General features: G+C 58.9%; 22 protein-coding genes. 17 read left to right on the top strand and 5 right to left on the bottom strand.

The genetic code is table 11. From position 1 onward, the window contains the following. Position 1 precedes the first annotated feature (1 nt). The gene (locus JFT81_RS10860; RefSeq protein WP_201227316.1) at positions 2-793 is read right to left on the bottom strand and encodes a hypothetical protein; all 792 of its coding nucleotides are present in this window, start codon (positions 791-793) and stop codon (positions 2-4) included. Positions 794-892: 99 nt separating this feature from the next. Continuing rightward, positions 893-1,846, bottom strand: coding sequence for an alpha/beta fold hydrolase (locus JFT81_RS10855; RefSeq protein ID WP_201227315.1), 954 nt, complete (start codon positions 1,844-1,846; stop codon positions 893-895). Positions 1,847-1,976: 130 nt separating this feature from the next. Here JFT81_RS10855 and aroC point away from each other — a divergent pair, with 130 nt between their 5' ends. The 5 genes from aroC (at position 1,977) to mtnC (ending at position 6,199) form a co-directional block, all read left to right on the top strand. Continuing rightward, a complete protein-coding gene (gene aroC, locus JFT81_RS10850) occupies positions 1,977-3,068 on the top strand; it encodes a chorismate synthase (protein WP_201227314.1) in 1,092 nt (363 codons plus the stop codon). Between the two features lie 34 nt (positions 3,069-3,102). Continuing rightward, positions 3,103-4,248 (top strand): MFS transporter, encoded by a 1,146-nt coding sequence (locus JFT81_RS10845; RefSeq protein WP_201227313.1) that lies wholly within the window; start codon positions 3,103-3,105, stop codon positions 4,246-4,248. Further along, positions 4,245-4,871, top strand: a complete 627-nt coding sequence (locus JFT81_RS10840; RefSeq protein ID WP_201227312.1) for a methylthioribulose 1-phosphate dehydratase — start codon at positions 4,245-4,247, stop codon at positions 4,869-4,871. The genes JFT81_RS10845 and JFT81_RS10840 overlap by 4 nt, the downstream gene beginning before the upstream one ends. A 94-nt stretch (positions 4,872-4,965) precedes the next feature. Beyond that, positions 4,966-5,511, top strand: coding sequence for an acireductone dioxygenase (locus tag JFT81_RS10835; protein ID WP_201227311.1), 546 nt, complete (start codon positions 4,966-4,968; stop codon positions 5,509-5,511). Positions 5,512-5,515: 4 nt separating this feature from the next. Further along, a complete protein-coding gene (mtnC, locus tag JFT81_RS10830) occupies positions 5,516-6,199 on the top strand; it encodes an acireductone synthase (RefSeq protein ID WP_201227310.1) in 684 nt (227 codons plus the stop codon). 183 nt (positions 6,200-6,382) lie between these two features. On the opposite strand, the gene JFT81_RS10825 is transcribed toward mtnC, so the two are convergent. Both JFT81_RS10825 and JFT81_RS10820 read right to left on the bottom strand, forming a co-directional pair. Next, the gene (locus JFT81_RS10825; protein ID WP_129391315.1) at positions 6,383-6,661 is read right to left on the bottom strand and encodes a DUF3509 domain-containing protein; all 279 of its coding nucleotides are present in this window, start codon (positions 6,659-6,661) and stop codon (positions 6,383-6,385) included. A gap of 111 nt (positions 6,662-6,772) precedes the next feature. After that, positions 6,773-7,066, bottom strand: a complete 294-nt coding sequence (locus JFT81_RS10820) for a hypothetical protein (RefSeq protein WP_201227309.1) — start codon at positions 7,064-7,066, stop codon at positions 6,773-6,775. Here JFT81_RS10820 and JFT81_RS10815 point away from each other — a divergent pair. From JFT81_RS10815 to JFT81_RS10770, 10 genes are all read left to right on the top strand, one after another. Continuing rightward, the gene (locus JFT81_RS10815; RefSeq protein WP_201227308.1) at positions 7,051-8,889 is read left to right on the top strand and encodes a long-chain-acyl-CoA synthetase; all 1,839 of its coding nucleotides are present in this window, start codon (positions 7,051-7,053) and stop codon (positions 8,887-8,889) included. The genes JFT81_RS10820 and JFT81_RS10815 overlap by 16 nt on opposite strands. A 97-nt stretch (positions 8,890-8,986) precedes the next feature. Then, entirely contained in the window at positions 8,987-9,505 is a 519-nt protein-coding gene (locus tag JFT81_RS10810; protein ID WP_201227307.1) for an ankyrin repeat domain-containing protein, read from the top strand. 183 nt (positions 9,506-9,688) lie between these two features. Next, positions 9,689-10,219 (top strand): hypothetical protein, encoded by a 531-nt coding sequence (locus JFT81_RS10805; protein ID WP_201227306.1) that lies wholly within the window; start codon positions 9,689-9,691, stop codon positions 10,217-10,219. Between the two features lie 71 nt (positions 10,220-10,290). Continuing rightward, positions 10,291-10,482 carry a PLDc N-terminal domain-containing protein gene (locus JFT81_RS10800; RefSeq protein WP_007914053.1) on the top strand — a complete coding sequence of 64 codons (192 nt, stop codon included), beginning with the start codon at positions 10,291-10,293 and terminating at the stop codon, positions 10,480-10,482. Between the two features lie 225 nt (positions 10,483-10,707). After that, positions 10,708-11,583, top strand: coding sequence for a polyamine aminopropyltransferase (speE, locus tag JFT81_RS10795; protein WP_201227305.1), 876 nt, complete (start codon positions 10,708-10,710; stop codon positions 11,581-11,583). A 301-nt stretch (positions 11,584-11,884) separates the two neighbouring features. After that, positions 11,885-12,118 carry a hypothetical protein gene (locus JFT81_RS10790; protein ID WP_007914057.1) on the top strand — a complete coding sequence of 78 codons (234 nt, stop codon included), beginning with the start codon at positions 11,885-11,887 and terminating at the stop codon, positions 12,116-12,118. Between the two features lie 208 nt (positions 12,119-12,326). Further along, positions 12,327-12,674 carry a ribonuclease E inhibitor RraB gene (locus JFT81_RS10785; protein WP_007960698.1) on the top strand — a complete coding sequence of 116 codons (348 nt, stop codon included), beginning with the start codon at positions 12,327-12,329 and terminating at the stop codon, positions 12,672-12,674. 541 nt (positions 12,675-13,215) lie between these two features. Beyond that, on the top strand, positions 13,216-14,625 hold the full coding sequence (locus JFT81_RS10780) for a circularly permuted type 2 ATP-grasp protein (RefSeq protein ID WP_007914061.1): 1,410 nt from the start codon (positions 13,216-13,218) through the stop codon (positions 14,623-14,625). Positions 14,626-14,637: 12 nt separating this feature from the next. Then, complete coding sequence (locus JFT81_RS10775) at positions 14,638-15,588, top strand: alpha-E domain-containing protein (RefSeq protein ID WP_201227304.1); 951 nt, start codon at positions 14,638-14,640, stop codon at positions 15,586-15,588. Further along, a complete protein-coding gene (locus JFT81_RS10770; protein WP_201227303.1) occupies positions 15,585-16,394 on the top strand; it encodes a transglutaminase family protein in 810 nt (269 codons plus the stop codon). Before JFT81_RS10775 ends, JFT81_RS10770 begins: the two co-directional genes overlap by 4 nt. Positions 16,395-16,515: 121 nt before the next feature. On the opposite strand, the gene JFT81_RS10765 is transcribed toward JFT81_RS10770, so the two are convergent. Next, entirely contained in the window at positions 16,516-17,337 is an 822-nt protein-coding gene (locus JFT81_RS10765) for a cytochrome c (RefSeq protein ID WP_201228082.1), read from the bottom strand. Positions 17,338-17,921: 584 nt separating this feature from the next. Here JFT81_RS10765 and JFT81_RS10760 point away from each other — a divergent pair. Both JFT81_RS10760 and JFT81_RS10755 read left to right on the top strand, forming a co-directional pair. After that, positions 17,922-19,127, top strand: coding sequence for an acetyl-CoA C-acetyltransferase (locus tag JFT81_RS10760; RefSeq protein ID WP_201227302.1), 1,206 nt, complete (start codon positions 17,922-17,924; stop codon positions 19,125-19,127). A gap of 24 nt (positions 19,128-19,151) precedes the next feature. Beyond that, positions 19,152-21,296 carry a 3-hydroxyacyl-CoA dehydrogenase NAD-binding domain-containing protein gene (locus JFT81_RS10755; RefSeq protein ID WP_201227301.1) on the top strand — a complete coding sequence of 715 codons (2,145 nt, stop codon included), beginning with the start codon at positions 19,152-19,154 and terminating at the stop codon, positions 21,294-21,296. The last annotated feature ends 64 nt before the right edge of the window (positions 21,297-21,360 follow it).

Here is a 21,360-nt window from a genome sequence, read left to right as displayed (position 1 = left end):
GTTATCGGTGTGTAGCAATCCAGATCAACAACCCCGCCTGAAACACCGCGAACGCCACCAGACAAGTAATCGTGAAACGTAATCCAGCGTCTTCACGCTTGAACTTGCTGACTTTCTCTTCCTGCTTCTTCAGCTTCACTTCCTGCTCGGCCAGATTCTGCTCGGCCTGCTGCAACATCTGCGCAGCTTCGAGAATCTCGACGATCTGCAGCTTTTCGCTGTTCCAGTCGCCGAGCAAATCCCCGACCTGCACAGCCTTGATGCTGCCCTTCAAATGCTGAGCATCGGCGTACGCCACGTCAAACCCGTGTACGCGCAGGAAATGATCGCGACGCAGGCGCGTGTCTTCGTTCAGCGCGTCCTTGTTGTTCAAGTCCATGCCGTCGACGGTGTAGGCGGGCCAGCGTTTTTTCGCCCACGTGATGCCTTGCGCGGCCATGAAACGGCCGATGCCGCGATTCAGCGGTTCGATCTGCAAGCCGCTGTCCGGGCCGAAACTCACACGCTTGGTGGTGTGATCAACCCATACATCGAGGTGGTTCTGCTCTTTGCGAACGCGCTGGCTCGGCAGCTTGATCGCCATGCGCATCAGGCTGCGTTCTTTGCTATTGCGTTCGGCGTAACCGAATTCGACGAAGCGCAATGGCCGGCCACCGGTATTGCGATCAGTCTGCAGCGGGGCCAGGCGGAGCATCTTGTGGTGCTCGACGCTGACGTCCGCCCAAGGCAGCTCGGCCGCTGGCGACGCGTCTTTTTCAGCGGTGGTGTGGGGTGAAGTCTGGGTATCAGTCATAACGGCGAGATCCTGTCCAAGCCCTGCTTGCCGCCAGCCGTTGCGCTGGCGACAAAGGCTTATCGGCCGTTTTTTACAGGACTGGAGGGCTAACAGCGCTTAACGGGTGCGAAGTCCGTCAATAAATTCGATGATTTTCGCGCCGAGTTCCGCTGCCAATGGCAAATTCGGATCTTTGTAGGATGCCAATTGCCGCTTCATGTCGTTATTCACGATGCGCATGACGTGGTTCATGCCGTCGATAACCACCAGTTCGGCGTCCGGTTTGGCGGCTTTGAGCAATTTCGCATCATCGACCCCGACCTGAATGTCGTTGCTGCCCTGAACGATCAGTGCCGGCATCGCCAATTGCGCGAAGGCTTTTGCAGGATCCTGACGGAACAGCGAAATCAGATACGGCTGCACGCTCGGACGGAAAATCACCTGCAACGGCCCCGGCACGTCGTTATCGGTGTGACCGGCCTTGAGGCTGTCGAGCAATGCGTTGCTGCGCAACATCAAGGGCGGCGGCAGGCTGCGCGCCAGTTGCTCACGGATTACCTGATCGACGGGCCGGGCGCTGCCGGACAGGGATATCACCGCCGCCGCGTCCACTTTCGGCGCGGCGAGGCTGGCAATCAGTGCGCCTTCACTGTGACCGAGCAGGATCAGCTTGCCGAAGCGTGGATCGGCCTTGAGCTTCTGCCCCCACGCCACCGCGTCTGCCGCGTAGGCTTCCACCGACAGATTGCGCTCATCCGGCGTCGCCGCCAGGCTCGCGGCCACTCCGCGTTTGTCGTAGCGCACGCTGGCAATGTTGTGTTTGGCCAGCACCCAGGCCAGCCGTTTGAGGCTGTCGTTGCGCCCGCCGTCGGGGTTGTTTCCGTCACGGTCCGTAGGACCCGAGCCAGAAATGATCAGGACAACCGGCACAGGATTGTCAGATTTCGGCAGCAACAGCGAACCGAAAAGCTCACCGGTGCCGGTATCCAAATTTACCGGCCGCTGTAGGACCGTCGCTTGGGCAAAGCCCGTAAACAGGGTAAGACTCAAGATCAAAACTCGCAGCATCATCACGCCATCATTTGCCAAGGTGCCGGTTGGACTCACCAACACCACTAAGGTTCGAGGATGAACTAGTCGGTTAGCCTGCGTATACTGGCGCGCATCACGAATTTGGGTTTGATTTCACGGAGCGTCCTGCATGTCCGGCAATACCTACGGCAAGTTGTTCACTGTCACCACCGCTGGCGAAAGCCATGGTCCGGCGTTGGTCGCCATTGTCGACGGCTGCCCGCCGGGCCTGGAGATCTCCCTCGAAGACCTGCAGCGCGACCTAGATCGCCGCAAACCCGGCACCAGCCGCCACACCACCCAGCGTCAGGAAGCCGACGAAGTCGAAATCCTCTCCGGCGTGTTCGAGGGGCGCACCACCGGATGCTCGATCGGCCTGCTGATCCGCAACACTGACCAGAAGTCCAAGGACTACTCGGCGATCAAGGATCTGTTCCGCCCGGCGCATGCCGACTACACCTACCACCATAAATACGGTGAGCGCGACTACCGTGGCGGCGGTCGCAGCTCGGCACGCGAAACCGCGATGCGCGTGGCGGCCGGGGCAATTGCCAAAAAGTACCTGGCCACCCAAGGCATCGTCATCCGTGGCTACATGAGCCAGCTCGGCCCGATTGAAATCCCGTTCAAGACCTGGGATTCGGTCGAGGAAAACGCATTCTTCAGTCCTGACCCGGACAAAGTCCCGGAACTGGAAGCCTACATGGACCAGTTGCGTCGTGATCAGGACTCGGTCGGCGCGAAAATTACTGTGGTCGCCGAAGGCGTCATGCCGGGTCTGGGCGAGCCGATTTTCGACCGTCTCGACGCCGAACTGGCCCATGCGCTGATGAGCATCAACGCAGTTAAAGGCGTGGAAATCGGCGCCGGTTTCGCCTCCGTTGCACAGCGTGGCACCGAGCATCGCGATGAAATGACCCCGGAAGGTTTCCTCAGCAACAACGCTGGCGGCATTCTCGGTGGGATTTCGTCCGGTCAGCCAATCGTTGCCCATCTGGCCCTGAAACCGACTTCCAGCATCACCACCCCTGGCCGTTCGATCGACATCCACGGTAACCCGGTCGACGTGATCACCAAGGGCCGTCACGACCCGTGCGTCGGCATCCGCGCCACGCCGATTGCCGAAGCGATGATGGCCATTGTGCTGATGGATCATTTGCTGCGTCACCGTGGGCAGAACGCCGATGTGCGCGTGAGCATCCCGGTGCTGGGTCAGCTTTGATGGGTGATCTCAAAGCCGTCGCGGCATAACCGGCGTGGCGGCGCTCCCTTACTGGCGACTGTCCAGTTTCTACCTGTTCTATTTCGCCTTGCTCGGTTCAACAGCGCCGTTTCTGGCGCTGTACTTCGACCATCTCGGTTTCAGTGCCGCGCGCATTGGTGAACTGGTCGCCATCCCGATGTTGATGCGCTGCGTCGCGCCAAATATCTGGGGATGGCTCGGCGATTACACCGGTAAACGCCTGGCCATCGTGCGCTTCGGTGCGGTGTGTACGCTGCTGACCTTTTCGCTGATTTTCGTCAGCAAAACCTACGCCTGGCTGGCGATGGTCATGGCCTTGCACGCGTTCTTCTGGCACGCGGTGCTGCCGCAGTTTGAAGTCATCACGCTGGCGCATTTGCAGGGCCAGACCGCGCGCTACAGCCAGATTCGCCTGTGGGGCTCGATCGGTTTCATCATCACCGTAGTCGCGCTGGGCCGGCTGTTCGAATGGCTCAGCCTCGATATCTATCCGGCGGCGCTGGTGTTGATCATGGCCGGTATCGTCCTCAGCAGTTTATGGGTGCCGAATGCGCAACCGGCGCAGGGCAATCGACTGAACGGCGAGGGTTTCCTCAAGCAACTGCGCAACCCCGGCGTGCTGGCGTTTTACGGTTGCGTCGCGCTGATGCAAATGAGCCATGGCCCGTATTACACCTTTCTGACCCTGCACCTTGAACGACTCGGCTACACACGCGGCACCATCGGCATGCTCTGGGCTGTGGGTGTCGTCGCTGAAGTGCTGATGTTCATGGCGATGAGCCGGATTCTCGCGCGGTTTTCCCTGCGCCGGGTGCTGATGGCGAGTTTTCTGCTGGCGGCACTGCGCTGGTTGCTGCTAGGTTCGTTCGCCGAGTTTCTGTGGGTGCTGTTGTTCGCGCAGGTATTGCATGCGGCGACCTTCGGTAGCTTTCACGCCGCAGCCATCGCGTTCGTGCAACGTAGTTTCGGCGCGCGTCAACAAGGCCAGGGCCAGGCGCTGTATGCAGCACTGGCCGGCACCGGTGGTGCGATCGGGGCGCTGTATTCCGGCTACAGCTGGAATGCCCTCGGCGCGACATTGACCTTTAGTATTGCCAGTCTCGCGGCGCTCGCTGCTGCCGTTATCATTGCCACACGTATGCAAGAGGACAGGCCATGAGCCTTACGCGTGAACAACTCGCTCAGCAAATCGTCGACGCCGGGCGCTTTCTTTATGGTCGCGGCTGGTCGCCGGCCACCAGCAGCAATTACTCGACACGGCTGTCGCCGAGCGAAGCGCTGCTGACCGTTTCCGGCAAACACAAAGGGCAGTTGGGTCTGGACGATGTGCTGGCCACGGATCTTTCCGGCAACAGCCTGGAACCGGGCAAAAAACCGTCCGCCGAAACCCTGCTGCACACCCAGCTCTACACTTGGCGCGCGGAGATCGGCGCCGTGCTGCACACGCATTCGGTGAATGCCACGGTGCTCTCGCGCCTCACCCCGGAAGACTTTATCGAGTTCGAAGACTACGAACTGCAAAAGGCCTTCAGCGGTATTTCGACCCACGAATCCCGTGTGCGTGTGCCGATTTTCGACAACGATCAGGACATTGCGCGCCTCGCCGCCAAGGTGCAGCCTTGGCTCGACGCCCATCCCGATTGCGTCGGTTACTTGATTCGCGGCCACGGCCTCTACACCTGGGGCGCACAGATGAACGACGCGCTGCGCCAGATCGAGGCTTTTGAATTTCTGTTTGAATGCGAGTTGAAAACCCGCAGCGTCATGAACCGCCAAGGCTGACTTCACCAGAAGTAGCCCATTTGCCTGATGAAATGCTGTGCCCGACCGGTCTGCAAGAACCGGACGGCAAGGCCGATACCGAGGAATTGCCCCAATGAGCAGCCTGTCCGTCTATCACGTTTCCAGCCCTGACATTCCGAACAAGGTGCTGACCCACTTCGAAGACATCGCCTCGACCCTGGCCGAACAAGGCGTGCGTTTCGACCGCTGGCAAGCCGCCGCGAAGATCCAGCCCGGCGCCTCCCAGGAAGAAGTGATCAGCGCTTATAAAGAGCAGATCGACAAGTTGATGACCGAGCGCGGCTACATCACTGTCGACGTGATCAGCCTCAACAGCGATCACCCGCAAAAAGCCGAATTGCGCGCCAAGTTCCTTGAGGAACACCGCCATGGCGAAGACGAAGTACGCTTTTTCGTCGCCGGTCGTGGCCTGTTTACCCTGCACATCGACGATTACGTCTACGCGGTCTTGTGCGAGAAGAATGACCTGATCTCGGTGCCGGCCGGCACCAAACACTGGTTCGACATGGGCGAACATCCGCATTTTGTGGCAATTCGCTTGTTCAACAACCCCGAAGGTTGGGTTGCCAACTTCACCGGCGAAAACATTGCCGGCCGCTTCCCGCGTCTGGAGGATTGAGGCGATGTCGATCAAAGTCATCCTCACCGACATCGAAGGCACCACCAGCGCGGTGAGTTTCGTGTTCGACGTGCTGTTTCCATACGCAGCCAAACATCTGCCGGATTTCGTGCGCAACAACGCCGAGCGCACTGACGTTGCTGAGCAACTCGCCGCCGTGCGCCGCGACAGCAACGAGCCGGAGGCTGATGTTGAACGGGTTGTTGAGATTCTGTTGAACTGGATTGCCGAAGACCGCAAAGCCACGCCGCTTAAAGCGCTGCAAGGCATGGTCTGGGAGCAGGGTTATCAGGCCGGGCAGTTGAAAGGGCATGTTTACGCGGATGCGGTTGAAGCGTTGCGACGCTGGCATGCTGCCGGTTATCAATTGTTTGTGTACTCGTCGGGATCGATCCAGGCGCAGAAGCTGATTTTCGGCTGCTCGGAGGCGGGGGATTTGACGCCGCTGTTCAGCGGGTATTTCGATACCACGTCGGGGCCCAAGCGTGAGCCGCAGTCCTACACCAATATCCAGAAAGCCATTGGCGTTGAACCGCAGGAGATCCTGTTCCTCTCGGACATCGTTGAAGAGTTGGACGCTGCGCAATCTGCCGGCCTGCAAACCTGCGGCCTGGCGCGCGAAGGCGGGGAGCTGGGAAGCCACGTCACCGTCGAAACGTTCACCGCCATCGAACCCGAAGCCTTCTAAGGGCTGGTCAAAATCCTGTAGGAGCTGTCGAGTGGAACGAGGCTGCGATCTTTTGATCTTGATCGTTGAAATCTAAATCAAAAGATCGCAGCGTGCCGCAGCTCCTACAGGGAGTTCGCGCATAAAAAAACAGGCCGTGAAGCGAGAGCTTCACGGCCTGTTTTGTTTAAAGCGATTTAAAAATTACAGCGAGTGATACGTCGGCAGGGCAAAACGCTGCTGGCTTTGCAGCATGGCAATTTGCGGCAGCTCGCTGGCTTGTTCAGCCAGGTCACGACGAATGGCACTGATCGCCCACGACAGTTGATCACCAGCATGCAGTTGCTGATAAGTCAGCGCGCGTTTGAACACTTTGCCGTCACTGCTGCGCAAGGTCAGCAGAATCCCGCCATCAGGACGTGGCGCAGTGGTGACTTCGAAGTTGGAGAACAGGGAGGTAAATTTTTCTTGGATCAGGCTCATGTCTTTCAGCTCCGTATGCACTTGAATGGCAAGCATGCAGAGGAGGTTGCAGTGATTGTGCCAGCATTTAATTTTTTAAAACTCGTTATAAATCAATAACTTGTAGATTCTTCAATTTTTGATGGTCGTGCAATCTGCATGAATGGCCATCGTGCATCCTGCATTTTGCGGGATCATTATCGATTCAACGGAACCAATCGATGAGCCGATGATCTTCGTCGGCCCCGCCAGATCAGCGGATACAAAACATTGCAAAAACTGCGTGTACAGGCCGAGAAGTGCTGACGTATTTTCGGTCTCGACCCTCGCTCGATGCGCGTCGGTCATCCCAAGCCTTTGCCCGACAATAAAAACACTGGCCAATACAAAAGGTCGAACGGGGAGCTTCCATGAGTAACGCGCCAAGCGACACGATCACCTGGGGCATGATGCTCCGCAAACTGCCGATGATTGCCAAAGCCATCCCACGGGTGGTCAAAGGCATGAAGGTGGCCAACGTCACGGATCCGACGCAAAGTTGTGGCCTTGGCTGGACATTCGAACAAGCGACCCTGCGCAATCCCGAAGGCCCGGCGTTATTGCAGCACGATGTTGTGCTGACCTATTCGCAGGTCAACCAGTGGGCCAACCGTATTGCCCACTATCTGAACGGGCAGGGCATCGGCAAGGGTGATGTGGTCGCGGTGTTCATCGAGAACCGCGCTGAATTGCTGGTGACCATTCTGGCGCTGGCCAAGGTCGGCGCGGTCAGTGCATTGCTCAACACTTCGCAGACCCGCGATACGTTGATCCACAGCGTGAATCTGGTGGCACCGGTGGCCATTGTCGTCGGTGAGGAACTCGTGCCGGCATTTGCGGCGGTGCGCGAGCAAGTGTCGATTGAGCCGCAACGCACCTGGTTCGTGGCGGATCAGGACACCTACAGCCATCCGGGCATTGCGCCCGAAGGCTACGTCAACCTGATCAGCGCCAGTGCCGATGCCTGCAGCGATAACCCGCCGAGCAGTCAGCAGGTGTTTTTCGACGACCCCTGTTTTTACATCTACACCTCGGGCACCACGGGCCTGCCCAAAGCCGGAGTGTTCAAGCATGGACGCTGGATGCGCAGCTCTGCCAGTTTCGGCATGATCGCGCTGAACATGCGTCCCGACGACGTCGTCTATTGCACCTTGCCGCTGTACCACGCGACGGGTCTGTGTGTGTGCTGGGGTTCGGCGATCAACGGCGCGTCCGGTTTTGCGATCCGCCGCAAATTCAGCGCCAGTCAGTTCTGGAGCGACGTACGCCGCTATCGAGCGACCACCATTGGCTACGTCGGCGAACTGTGCCGTTATCTGGTCGATCAACCGGCCAGCGCCGACGACAGCCGACACGACGTGCGCAAGATGATCGGCAACGGCTTGCGCCCCGGTGCCTGGGCTGAGTTCAAGACGCGCTTCGCGGTTGATCACATCTGTGAACTGTATGCGGCGAGCGACGGCAATATCGGCTTCACCAATATTCTCAACTTCGACAACACCATCGGCTTTTCGCTGATGGCCTGGGAGTTGGTGGCTTACGACCATGACAGCGGTGAGCCGATCCGCGGTGACGACGGCTTTATGCGTAAAGTCGGCAAGGGCGAACAGGGCCTGTTGCTGGCGCGGATCGACGAGAAAGCGCCGCTGGACGGCTACACCGATCCACAGAAGACCGCCAAGGTTGTGTTACGCGATGTGTTCGCTCAAGGCGACCGCTTTTTCAACACCGGTGATCTGCTGCGCAACATCGGTTTTGGCCACGCACAGTTTGTTGATCGCCTCGGTGACACCTACCGCTGGAAGGGCGAGAACGTCTCGACCACGGAGGTGGAAAACCTGCTGCTGCAACATCCGCACATCTCCGAGGCGGTGGCGTATGGCGTGGAAATCCGCAACACCAACGGGCGTGCCGGCATGGCCGCAATTACTCCCTCCGAATCCTTGGCGACCCTGGATTTCGCCGAGTTGCTGAGTTTTGCGCGACAGCGCATGCCAGCCTACGCGGTACCTTTATTCCTGCGGGTAAAGGTCAAGATGGAAACCACCGGCACCTTCAAATATCAGAAAACCCGCCTTAAAAACGAAGGCTTCGACCCCGCTCAGACAGGTAATGACCCCATCTTCGCCTGGCTGCCGGGCAGCCAGACTTACGTGCAGGTCACCGATCAAGTGTTGGCTGAAATTCATCAGGGCAGGTATCGCTATTGAAATTGGCTATGAATCGACTTGAGAAAAAGTGGGTGACAGTTATCGTCTTGCTCGGGAAACTGTCGGCTTTCCGATTGACCGAAAGTGGAGTTGCCCCATGTCCGAACAAAGCCGCCAGATGACCCCTGAAGAAGCTGCCGAATTCACCGAGCAGGTTTTCAACAAGGCACGCGACGGTGATGCCGAGATGCTTGATCGTCTGGTCAGCGCCGGTCTGCCGGTCAACCTGAAGAACAGCAAGGGCGACACGTTGCTGATGTTGGCCAGCTATTACGGCCATGTGGACGCGGTGCAAGTGCTGCTTAAACACAAAGCCGACCCGGAAATGCGCAATGGCAACGGCCAGAGCCCGATTGCCGGTGCCGCGTTCAAAGGTGATCTGGCGGTGGTCAAGGCCCTGGTCGAGGCGGGCGCCGAGATCGAAGGTTCGTCGTTCGACGGCCGCACTGCATTGATGATGGCGGCGATGTTCAACCGCGTGGAAATCGTTGATTACCTGATCAGCAAAGGTGCCAATGCACAGGCCAAGGACGCCAATGGCGTCACGGCGCTGGACGCGGCCCGCACCATGGGTGCCGTCGACACCACTGCCCAACTGGAAAAACTCCTCGCCTGAAAACTGGCGCGATCCCTGTGGCGAGGGAGCTTGCTCGCGCTTCAGTGCGCAGCGCTGGCAAGCTTTTTCAGGGCCGCTACGCACCCCAGCGGGAGCAAGCTGCCTCGCCACAGGTGTCGGGTGTGCTGAAGAATGCGTTATTCTTCGCGCCCTCCAAATTCAGCTGCCACAGGATCCGCCCACATGAAAGCCGCACTCGTCGAACTCATCAGCAAAATCAGCTCCGGCTGCATGGGCGAGGACGAGATCCTGAGCGTGGCCGACGACGCCGCACAAGCCTACGCCGACGCGGATGCTTTTCTGACAGCCAATCCGGACATCAACTACGACGACACCTTCCCGATTCCTCTGGGTGAGTGGGTCGTGGTCGGCAGCCTGCCGGACACCGTGCTGTTCCAGGCGGACACCTATGTCGACCTGTTCGCACAGATCGTCGCTTCGTTTGGCCCAGGCGTGGATTTCAATCTCAAGCCCAAGCAACTGGCGAAAACCGAAGCACTGACCGCGCTTAATCGCATCCAGGTGCAGATGAGTAGCATGAACAAGGAAAACGGCGGTTACACGCTGATGAACTTCAGTCAGTTGCTCGACGACGAGTTGCAAGTGGTGCTGGTCTACGGCAACGACGTGCCACGGGTACTGGAACTGTGTGCGCAAGTCGGCATCGCCGCCGCGCCTTCGCTTGAAGCGCTGAAGATCGCTGTTCACGTCTGAACGCAATAAAAGGGAACCCTGCGCGCGACCGTCTATCCTAAAAGTGCATGCCACTAATCTGGAGTGACACCATGGGTTCCACGTTCAACGGTCTGATTGGCCTGATCATCCTTGCCCTCGACATCTGGGCCATCATCAACGTACTGAAAAGCGGCGCAACCACCGGGATGAAAATCGTCTGGGTGCTGCTGATCATCCTCCTGCCGGTGCTGGGCCTGATCATCTGGGCGATCGCCGGGCCACGCGGTAACGTCCGAATTTGACGCCGCTCTTTGTAGGAGCAGGGCTTGCCTGCGAAGGCGTTGTGTCAGTTGCCAATGATGTCGACTGCCACAACGCCTTCGCGGGCAAGCCTTGCTCCTACAGGGGAATGGGGTTTGCCGATGAAGTGAGGTTCGACCTGTCATCTTCGGCAACGTAGAATGCGCGCCTTTCCCGGGCAATCGTCCCCACGATTGGCGCCCGCGCATTCATCGGAGCACTTCACCATGACCGTCACCAAAACCAGCGAGTACCTGGAAACCCTCTACGAAGGCTACGGCCAGCGTTTTCGCATGGAAAAACTGCTGCACGAAGTGCGCACCGAACACCAGCACCTGGTGATCTTTCAAAACCCGCGCATGGGCCGGGTGATGGCGCTGGACGGCGTGATCCAGACCACCGAGGCCGACGAATTCATCTACCACGAAATGCTCACCCATGTGCCGATCCTCGCCCACGGGGCCGCCAAGCGCGTGCTGATCATCGGTGGTGGCGACGGCGGCATGCTGCGTGAAGTCGCCAAGCACGGCAGTGTCGAGCACATCACCATGGTCGAGATCGATGGCACCGTCGTCGATATGTGCAAAGAGTTTCTGCCGAACCACTCCAAGGGCGCCTACGACGATCCGCGCCTGAACCTGGTGATCGACGACGGCATGCGTTTCGTCGCCACTACCACCGAAAAATTCGACGTGATCATCTCCGACTCGACCGATCCGATCGGCCCGGGCGAAGTGCTGTTCTCGGAGAACTTCTACCAGGCGTGCCACCGTTGCCTGAACGAAGGCGGCATTCTCGTGACCCAGAACGGCACACCGTTCATGCAGATCGACGAAGTCAAAACCACCGCCGGTCGTCTGCGCAGCCTGTTCCCGGACTGGCACTTCTACCAGGCAGCCGTGCCGACCTACATCGGCGGCTCGATGACCTTCGCCTGGGGCTCGACCAGCCCGGCTTACCGCAAACTGAGCCGTGAAGTGCTGCAACAGCGCTTCATTGGCAGCGGCATTGTCACGCGCTACTACAACCCGGAAATCCACATCGGCGCATTTGCTTTGCCACAGTACGTGCTGCAAGCGATCAACAAGCCAAGCAACGACTGAACCCACCGCGAGCTCCCCATTGAGGGAGCTTTTGTGGTGAGGATCCCCGTTGGGGTGCGAAGCATCCCTAAAATCAGCACCCACGGTCTTCCTGATACACCGCGTCTGATGATTTCACGACTGCTGCGCAGCCGAACGGGGATAAATCCCCTCACCACAATGGGTTTCTGCCAAATTTTTCGTCCGCGCACGAGATGTCGTTTTTTTCATGTTCGTGCGCTGTAATCCTTTTGAACCAACTTTCGGCGTACCAGTCGATTTAGGTGTAAGCCCATTTGCGGGTTTGATCGAGGAGGCACCGATGCAAAAGTGGAAAGTCACTTTCGTGGACGATCATGGTGAAATTGTCGATGAGGTGTTCGAGCGCGCGGAATGCCCCAGTGACGATGAGGCCGCTCGATTGATCAAGGCACGGCTCCTGCCCGTTGCCGCCGAACTGGACCTGAACGATCTGGAAGGGCGCACTGCCGATGCTGGCGTGAAAAGCCTGAAAACCCAGAACAGCATTGAAATCCGCAGCATCACTCCCATCTGACATTCTTCCTGTCACCTTTAACACCAGGCCTTGGCAGCAGCTCTAACTTGGGGCTACTCTGCAAGCGAGATCAGCGAACGGATCGCTAAGGTCTGGTCTTGTCAGCTACATGCTTGTTCCCGCGTGCAACCACGTTGCCGTAGTACTTTGGCCAAAGGCCCGGGGCGGGATTCGGAAAGTCTATCCATCTATGCGAGGGGGACGATTCATGAGCACAGCCTATCAAGAAGACATCAGCAGCAATGTTCTGCGCCGCATGAAAGAAGGCGGTTTCGATTTTTCCCGATTCCATCCCATCGAGTTCTACGCCATTTTCCCGGACGAGGAGCGGGCGCGCAGGGCGGCAGGCAAGTTTCGCGGTGAATCCATCAATGCACAGGTCAGCGCGCGGGATGACGGCGCGTGGTCGCTGGAATTGAGCAAAGTGATGTACGCGACCTATGACGATATTGGCGATTTCGAGCAGGGCTTCTCCGCCGTGGTCGAACCGCTGGGTGGCATCATTGAGGGCTGGGGCGTCAAGCAGGAGGTGCGTAATCGCCACCGTTTGAACTGATTTCAGGTTATTTGATTACCAATGGCTGACCTCTGGGTTGGCCGTTGCCATTTTTAAAGATCAGAAGATCGCAGCCTTCGGCAGCTCCTACACAGATTCATGTAGGAGTTGCCGGAGGCTGCGATCTTTTGCTTTTACTTTCAAAATATTTCAAACGGGCAAAAAAAAGCCACCGGAGAGGGTGGCTAAAGGGAAGACCGATAAGGAGAGGAAACCGGTCAGGGTTACGGCGGGGCGGGCTGCGGGGGCAGTCCAGGTCAATTGAGCTGGCGACTTCGCGGCACTGTGCGCACGGAAGTTTTGCAGCGAATGCGCGGATTATCCGCAAGCAGCGCCGGGCAGTGAAATCAACTCTGACTATGCTGGTGATAGGCGATGCAGTGCGTCGCAATGAAGCGGGGGCATTCAGGTTGGGGCATTTGCCGCACAGGAATGGTGCGGTGCCTGTGGCGTGAATATCCAACCGATTGAAATCAAAGCGTTTATGCCGATGGCACGGGCCTTGCGAAGGCCTGTAGGTCCGGGTGACAAGGAGTACGGCATGATCCGCACCTATTTTGATGAGATGTACGATGCCGGCGGCCAGGTTCGCCCGCATTATCGGGAGTTCGCCCGATGGCTGGCCGACACGCCAGACGAGCTTTTGGCCCAACGGCGACGTGAAGCCGATCTGCTGTTCCATCGTGCCGGGATTACCTTCACGCTCTACGGGGACGAGCAGGGCACAGAGCGCCTGATTCCTTTCGACACCATTCCGCGCAGCATCCCTGCCAGCGAATGGCGGATCGTCGAGCGCGGCTGCATCCAGCGGGTCAAGGCGTTGAACATGTTCCTCGCCGACCTTTATCACGAACAGCGCATCATCAAGGCCGGGATCATTCCTGCCGAACAGGTGCTGGCCAACGAGCAATATCAGTTGGCGATGCAAGGGCTCGACCTGCACCGTGATATCTATTCGCACATCTCCGGCGTCGATCTGGTGCGTGATGGCGACGGCACTTATTACGTGCTCGAAGACAACCTGCGCACGCCGAGCGGCGTCAGCTACATGCTCGAAGACCGCAAGATGATGATGCGCCTGTTCCCGGAGCTGTTCGCCGCGCAACGCATCGCACCGATCGACCACTATCCGAACCTGTTGCTCGACACCCTGAAAAGCTCAAGCCCGATTGATGACCCGAGTGTGGTGGTGCTAACGCCTGGGCGCTTCAACAGTGCGTTCTTCGAGCATGCGTTTCTAGCTCGGGAAATGGGCGTGGAGCTGGTCGAGGGCGCCGATCTGTTTGTGCGCGACGACAAAGTCTTCATGCGCACCACTGACGGTCCGAAAGCGGTGGACGTGATCTACCGTCGGCTCGACGACGCGTTCCTCGATCCGCTGGCATTCAATCCGGATTCAATGCTCGGCGTACCGGGGCTGCTGTCTTCTTATCGTTCGGGCAATGTAGTGCTGGCCAATGCCATCGGCACCGGTGTAGCAGATGACAAATCGGTGTATCCATTTGTCACCGACATGATCCGTTTCTACCTCGACGAAGAGCCGATCCTGAAGAACGTGCCGACCTGGCAATGCCGAAACCCGTCTGAACTTTCCCATGTGCTGGCTAATCTTCCAGATCTGGTGGTCAAGGAAACCCAAGGCTCCGGGGGTTACGGGATGTTGGTAGGGCCGGCGTCGACGAAGGCGGAAATCGACGCCTTCCGCGAACGGATCAAGGCCAAACCCCATGCGTACATCGCGCAGCCGACATTGTCGCTGTCGACCTGTCCGACCTTTGTCGAAAACGGCATCGCGCCGCGTCATATCGACTTGCGCCCGTTTGTCTTGTCCGGTCGCGAAACCCGCGTGGTGCCCGGCGGTTTGACCCGCGTCGCGCTGCGCGAAGGCTCTCTGGTGGTGAATTCCTCCCAGGGCGGCGGAACCAAGGACACCTGGGTGGTCGAGGATTGAAGGAAGCTTGCCATGTTAAGTAGAACTGCCTCGGATCTGTATTGGATGTCGCGTTACCTGGAGCGGGCGGAAAACCTCGCCCGGATGCTCGACGTCAGTTATTCGCTGTCGCTGATGCCGCAGGACGGTCGCGGCGACGGTCTGCACGAATTGGCCATGCCGTTGCTGATCACCGGCACCCTCGATGATTACCTGGAGCGTCACGGCGCGCTGCATGCCGAGCGCCTGCTGCACTTTTTCGCCCTTGATGCGGCCAACCCGGCGAGCATCTACAGCTGCCTTGGCGCGGCGCGGGCCAGTGCTCATGCCGTACGCGGACGTATCACCGCAGACATGTGGGAGAACATCAACGCAACGTGGCTGGAGATTCGCGGGATCGCTGAGCAGGGCCTCAGTCGCTACGGCATGAGCCGTTTCTGCGAGTGGATCAAGGAGCGTTCGCACCTCTTTCGTGGCGCGTCTTACGGCACGATCATGCGTAACGATGCATTTCGTTTTATTCGTCTCGGCACCTTTATCGAGCGCGCGGACAACACGCTGCGGCTGCTTGATGCTCGTTACGAAATGGCCGGCGACCAGGCCGAAGCGGTCAGCGACGGCACGGCTCACGCCTACTATCAATGGAGTGCATTACTGCGCGCGCTGTCGTCGTTCGAGGCCTACACCGAAATCTACCGCGACGCCCCCGGCGCCCGGCATGTCGCCGAGCTGTTGCTGTTGCGTGCCGATGTCCCGCGTTCGTTAAGGGCGTGCACCGAAGAGATAGACCAGATACTTGCGCAATTGCCCGGCGCCAATGGCCGACCGGCGCAACGCCTGGCAGCCGAGATGGACGCGCGCCTGCGTTACACCGGCATCAACGAAATTCTCGAGGAAGGCCTGCATGCCTGGCTGACCGAGTTCATCCCGCTGGTGCGCCAGTTGGGTAACGCTATTCACAGTTCCTACCTGGAGGCTGCATGAGACTTTCCATAAGCCACGAGACCACTTATCACTACGAAGATAAGGTGCGGGCGAGCATCCAGTACCTGCGACTGACACCCCACGACAGCGAACGCCAGCACGTATTGAGCTGGCAACTCGACCTGCCACGCCCGGTGCGTGCGCAACTCGATCCGTTCGGCAACATCCTGCATGTGCTGACCATGGACGAGCCGCACGAAGCGATCATCATTGGCGCCCGTGGTCAGGTCGATATCGACGAACTGCGTGAAGCCGAGCATGAAAGCCAGTCAGCGCTGCCGTTTCTGCGTTTTACCCGGTTGACCGAGGCAGATGAAGCCTTGCGCGCGTTCGCGGCAAAATCCTGCAAACAACGGCGTGATCGCACGGCGCTGATCGATTTGATGCACGGTTTGAATCAGCACATGACGTATACGCCGGGCTCTACCGAGGTCGATACCAGCGCTGCCGAGGCGTTCGCCGGGCGCGCGGGTGTCTGCCAGGATCACACCCACGCGTTTCTGGCCTGCGCGCGCAGCCTCGGCATTCCGTCACGCTATGTGTCGGGCTATCTGTACAGCGAAGATTGTGAGCACCTGGCCAGCCATGCCTGGGCGGAAGCGTGGCTGGATGACGCCTGGTACAGTTTTGACGTGACCAATGAACTGGCACGGCCGGAGCGGCACCTGAAACTGGCGGTGGGTCTGGATTACCTGGATGCCTGCCCGGTACGCGGCATGCGCCGGGGCGGTGGCTGTGAACAGATGCACGCAAAAGTGTTCGTCTCGCCGACACCTGCGCCGATCATCTCCGTGCAGCAGCAATAAGATTCGGGATGCCGTAATCGCTGGCAAGCCAGCTCCCACAGGATCACCGCTGATTCGAAGTTGGCGCTACCCTGTGGGAGCTGGCTTGCCAGCGATGAGGTCAGTGATAACGACGCAAGGATCAGGGCTTAACCTTGCGCCCGGCCATGTGTTTCAAATATCCCACCAACATCTCTAGATCCCCCTCCGGTAACACATCCGCCGAAAACCCCGGCATCTTCGCCTGCGGCCACTGACGCAAACTCTGCGGATCACGAATGTAGCGCTTGAGGAAATCCGTGCCGAAATACTCGGTCGGGTTATACGGAATATTCAAATCGGGCCCAAACTGCGCATCCCCCGCACCGTTCAATCGATGGCACGCCAGGCAATTCTTCTGAAACAACGCGAAACCCAGATTCACCGGGTCATCGGCCTTTAACGCTGGATCAGGCAACAGGGCAGGGAAGCGCTCGGCCACCGGTGCCATGCGCTTGATGCTCGCCACTTCGAACGGCCATTGTTCAGGGCTGATGTTGCCAGCCTGCGGGTCAGTCCACACCAGATAGAACGGCCCGGCACTGTGTTTGCCGGCTGACAGCGGTGGCCACGGCTGGGCCGGGTCTTCAATCGCCAGCCATGCACGCGCGCCTTGGGTGCTGAGCAAGGGCGCCGCGGCCAGCTCAGCGGCAAACCCGTCCAGTGCCACCGCTTGCAGATGATCTTCAGGTTTGATTCCGGTCAACAATGCGGCCACAGGCACAACGCGATAGGTCATGTCCTTCTTGTAGGACACGTCGTTTTTGATCGTCAGGGTTTGCACTTGAGGATGCTTGAGCAATTCCTCGGTCTGCCAGGTGCGACTGTTGGCGCCAAGCTGAAGATCCAGCTGTGCGGCAGACAAGGGCATGCTCAACAGCAAAGCCCCGAACACAATGAGCACTTTCAAATGATCGTCGTTCATGTCGTGGAAGTGCGCAAAGGTTGGCACAGCCACGCTGGCCCGGGTAGCGGGCCAGTCACATTTTCAGTGGCGATGACAGCGCCTGCCGCTTGAGTCAGCCGATGACCTTAGTCAGATTCGGCAAAATCAACAACAGCGTCGTGGCGAAAAGAATGAGCCCTGCTTGACGGACTTTCGGTTGTTTGAACATGGCTGAACCGCCTTTATTGTTATTTCCTGATGTTTGCCTGCATATCCATGACGGCAAACGCTGCACTTCCTGTTAAAGAACGCCTGCCTCGGCAAAACCCGACGACTCTGACGTACATGTACTACCTTAGGGCCCGCGTCACGCTTGGCTTAGATCCATTTCATATGGAGTTGCTACCAGTAGCGATTAAAAAGGCATGAGGCGTATTGCCAGCTTCTTTGCCGCCCGCTTGCTAGACAACTCGCTGACCTGAACCGGTTCACCTGATGGGCGACGACCGTCCGTCTGAGCGCGTGCGTCAACCGCATTGAGCGCTGTGGTCATTGAATCCGTGACAGCTCAGGGCAAGAGTGAGAGCACAAGAAATCACTCACCGCACAGGTTCGAGGACGTCATGACCCAAGCTTTGATTTTCGACGCGTTACGCACGCCCCGTGGCAAGGGCAAGGCTGATGGCGCTTTGCACAGCGTCAAGCCAGTCAATCTGGTGGCCGGTCTGCTGACCGCGCTGCAACAACGCACCGCGCTGGACACCAGTCAGGTCGATGACGTGGTGCTCGGTTGCGTCACGCCGATTGGCGATCAGGGCTCGGATATCGCCAAAACCGCAGTGCAAGTGGCTGATTGGGACGTCAGCGTGGCGGGTGTGCAGATCAACCGCTTCTGCGCTTCGGGCCTTGAGGCAGTGAACCTTGGCGCGATGAAAGTGCGCTCGGGTTTCGAGGATCTGGTGGTGGTCGGCGGAGTTGAATCGATGTCACGGGTGCCAATGGGCAGCGATGGCGGCGCCTGGGCGCTGGACCCGCAGACCAACTTGCACAGCCATTTCACCCCGCAAGGCGTCGGCGCCGACCTGATCGCTACGCTTGAAGGCTTCAGCCGGCAGGACGTCGATGCCTACGCGCTGCACTCGCAACAGAAAGCCGCGCGGGCGCGAGCCGATGGCTCGTTCAACAAGTCGTTGGTGCCGGTGCAGGATCAGAACGGCATCATCCTGCTCGATCACGATGAATTCATTCGTGCCGAGTCGACGCTGGAAGGGCTGGGCAAACTCAAGCCAAGTTTCGAAATGATCGGCCAGATGGGTTTCGATGCCACGGCGTTGCGGGTCTACAGCCATGTCGAGCGGATCAATCACGTCCACACGCCGGGCAACAGCTCCGGGATCGTCGACGGCGCAGCGCTGATGTTGATCGGCTCCGAAGCCAAGGGGCGGGCGCTGGGTTTGCAACCACGGGCGCGCATCGTCGCTACCGCGGTCACCAGCACCGATCCGACCATCATGCTCACCGGCCCTGCGCCGGCCACGCGCAAGGCGCTGGCCAAGGCCGGGCTGCGCGTCGAAGACATTGACCTGTTCGAGGTCAACGAAGCGTTTGCCTCGGTGGTGTTGAAGTTCATCAAGGACATGGCCGTCGACCCGGACAAGGTCAACGTCAACGGCGGCTCCATCGCCATGGGTCACCCGCTGGGCGCCACCGGTTGCGCGATCCTCGGCACCCTGCTCGATGAACTGGAAGCCCGGCGCCTGCGCTATGGCCTGGCGACGCTGTGCGTCGGCGGCGGCATGGGCATTGCCACCATCATCGAACGCCTCTGAGCCCCGAATTCAAGGAACCTTGTTATGAGCGAAGCCATTCGTTACGAAAAAGGCCAGGACGGCATCGTCGTGCTGACTATCGACATGCCGGGCCAGAGCGCCAACACCATGAACGCCGTGTACCGCGAGGCGATGGCCGCCTGCGTTGCCCGGCTGGTAGCTGAAAAGGATCACATGGCTGGCGTGATCATCACCTCGGCGAAAAAAACCTTCTTTGCCGGCGGCGATCTCAATGAACTGATCAAGATCGGCAAGCCTGAAGCCAAAGCGTTCTACGACATGGTGCTGACCCTCAAAGGGCAATTGCGCACCCTCGAGACACTCGGCAAACCGGTGGTGGCGGCCATCAACGGTGCGGCGCTCGGCGGCGGTTGGGAAATCTGCCTCGCCTGTCATCATCGCGTGGCGCTGGACGATGCCTCGGTGCAGTTGGGTTTGCCGGAAGTGACCCTGGGTCTGCTGCCGGGCGGCGGCGGGGTGGTACGCATGGTGCGCATGCTCGGCATCGAAAAAGCGTTGCCGTACCTGCTCGAAGGCAAAAAGGTGCGCCCGCAGCAGGCGTTGCAGGCCGGTTTGATCGATGAACTGGCGGCGGATCGCGATGAACTGCTGGCCAAGGCGCGGGCGTGGATCATCGCCAACCCGACAGCAGTACAACGTTGGGATGTGAAGGGTTATCAGATTCCTGGCGGCACGCCGTCGAACCCGAAAGTGGCGCAGATGCTCGCCATTGCGCCGTCGATTCTGCGCAGCAAAACCCAGGGCACATTGCCTGCGCCGGAAAAGATTCTGTGTGCGGCGGTTGAAGGCGCGCAGGTGGATTTTGATACCGCGCATTTGATCGAAACCCGTTATTTCACCGAGCTGACCACCGGGCAGATCTCGAAAAACCTGATTGGCACATTCTGGTTTCAGCTTAATCAGATCAATGCCGGCGGTTCGCGACCGCAGGGCTTTGCGCCGTATAAAACGCAAAAGGTCGGCGTGCTCGGAGCCGGGATGATGGGCGCCGGGATCGCCTTCGCCAGCGCTTCAGCAGGCATCGACGTGGTGCTCAAGGACATTAATCTTGCTGCAGCCGAGAAGGGCAAAGCGCATTCCGCGGCGTTGCTGGACAAGAAAGTTGCCCGAGGCCAGATGAGCGTTGAACAGCGTGAAGCAGTGCTGGCGCGAATTGTCGCTACGGAAAACGACGCAGATCTGGCCGGCTGCGACTTGATCATCGAAGCGGTGTTTGAAGATCGTCAACTCAAGGCCAAGGTCTCGTCAGCGGCGCAGCAGGTGGTTGGCGCTGACGCGGTAATCGCCTCCAATACCTCGACGCTGCCCATCACCGGTCTGGCGGCTGCCGTACCCGATCAGAGCAAGTTTATCGGTCTGCACTTTTTCAGTCCGGTGGAGAAAATGCCGCTGGTGGAAATCATCAAAGGCGTGCAGACCAGCGACGAAACCCTCGCTCGTGGGTTCGATTTCGTCCTGCAAATCAAGAAAACGCCGATCGTCGTCAACGACCGTCGCGGTTTCTTTACTTCACGGGTGTTCGGCACCTTCACTAATGAAGGCATCGCCATGCTCGGTGAAGGCGTGAGCGCGCCTATGATCGAGACCGAAGCGCGCAAGGCCGGGATGCCGGTCGGGCCTCTGGCGATCTCTGACGAAGTTTCCCTCAGCCTGATGAGCCATATCCGTCAGCAAACGGCCAAGGACCTACAAGCAGAAGGGAAACCGCTGATTGAGCACCCGGCCTTCGCCGTGATTGACTTGCTGCTCAACGAATACAAGCGTCCGGGCAAAGCCGCCGGCGTTGGATTTTATGAATATCCGGCCGGAGCTCAGAAGCATCTATGGCCGGAACTGAAAGCGCGCTTCGAGAAGGCCGACGGGCAGATCTCACCGAAGGATGTGCGTGATCGGTTGCTGTTCGTGCAGGCCATCGAAACCGTCCGCTGTGTGGAGGAGAGTGTGCTGACCTCGACGGCGGACGCCAACGTCGGCTCGATCTTCGGCATTGGTTTTGCGGCGTGGACCGGCGGAGCGTTGCAGTTCATCAACCAATACGGCGTGAAGGACTTCGTTGCCCGCGCGCAGTATCTGGCTGAACAATATGGCGAGCGCTTCGCTCCGCCTGCGCTGCTGCTTGAAAAAGCCGCGAAAGGCGAGTTGTTTTAAGGGCGGTGAACACATGTCGGGGCTTGCCTTGCCAGGGTGTTTCGAGGCAGGCTCTGGGGTGTTC

This window comes from Pseudomonas sp. TH43 (genome assembly GCF_016650635.1).
In the GTDB taxonomy this organism is placed as follows: Bacteria; Pseudomonadota; Gammaproteobacteria; order Pseudomonadales; family Pseudomonadaceae; genus Aquipseudomonas.
Note: the sequence above shows the minus strand (reverse complement) of the source record. Positions and strands in the feature narration are given on the sequence as shown.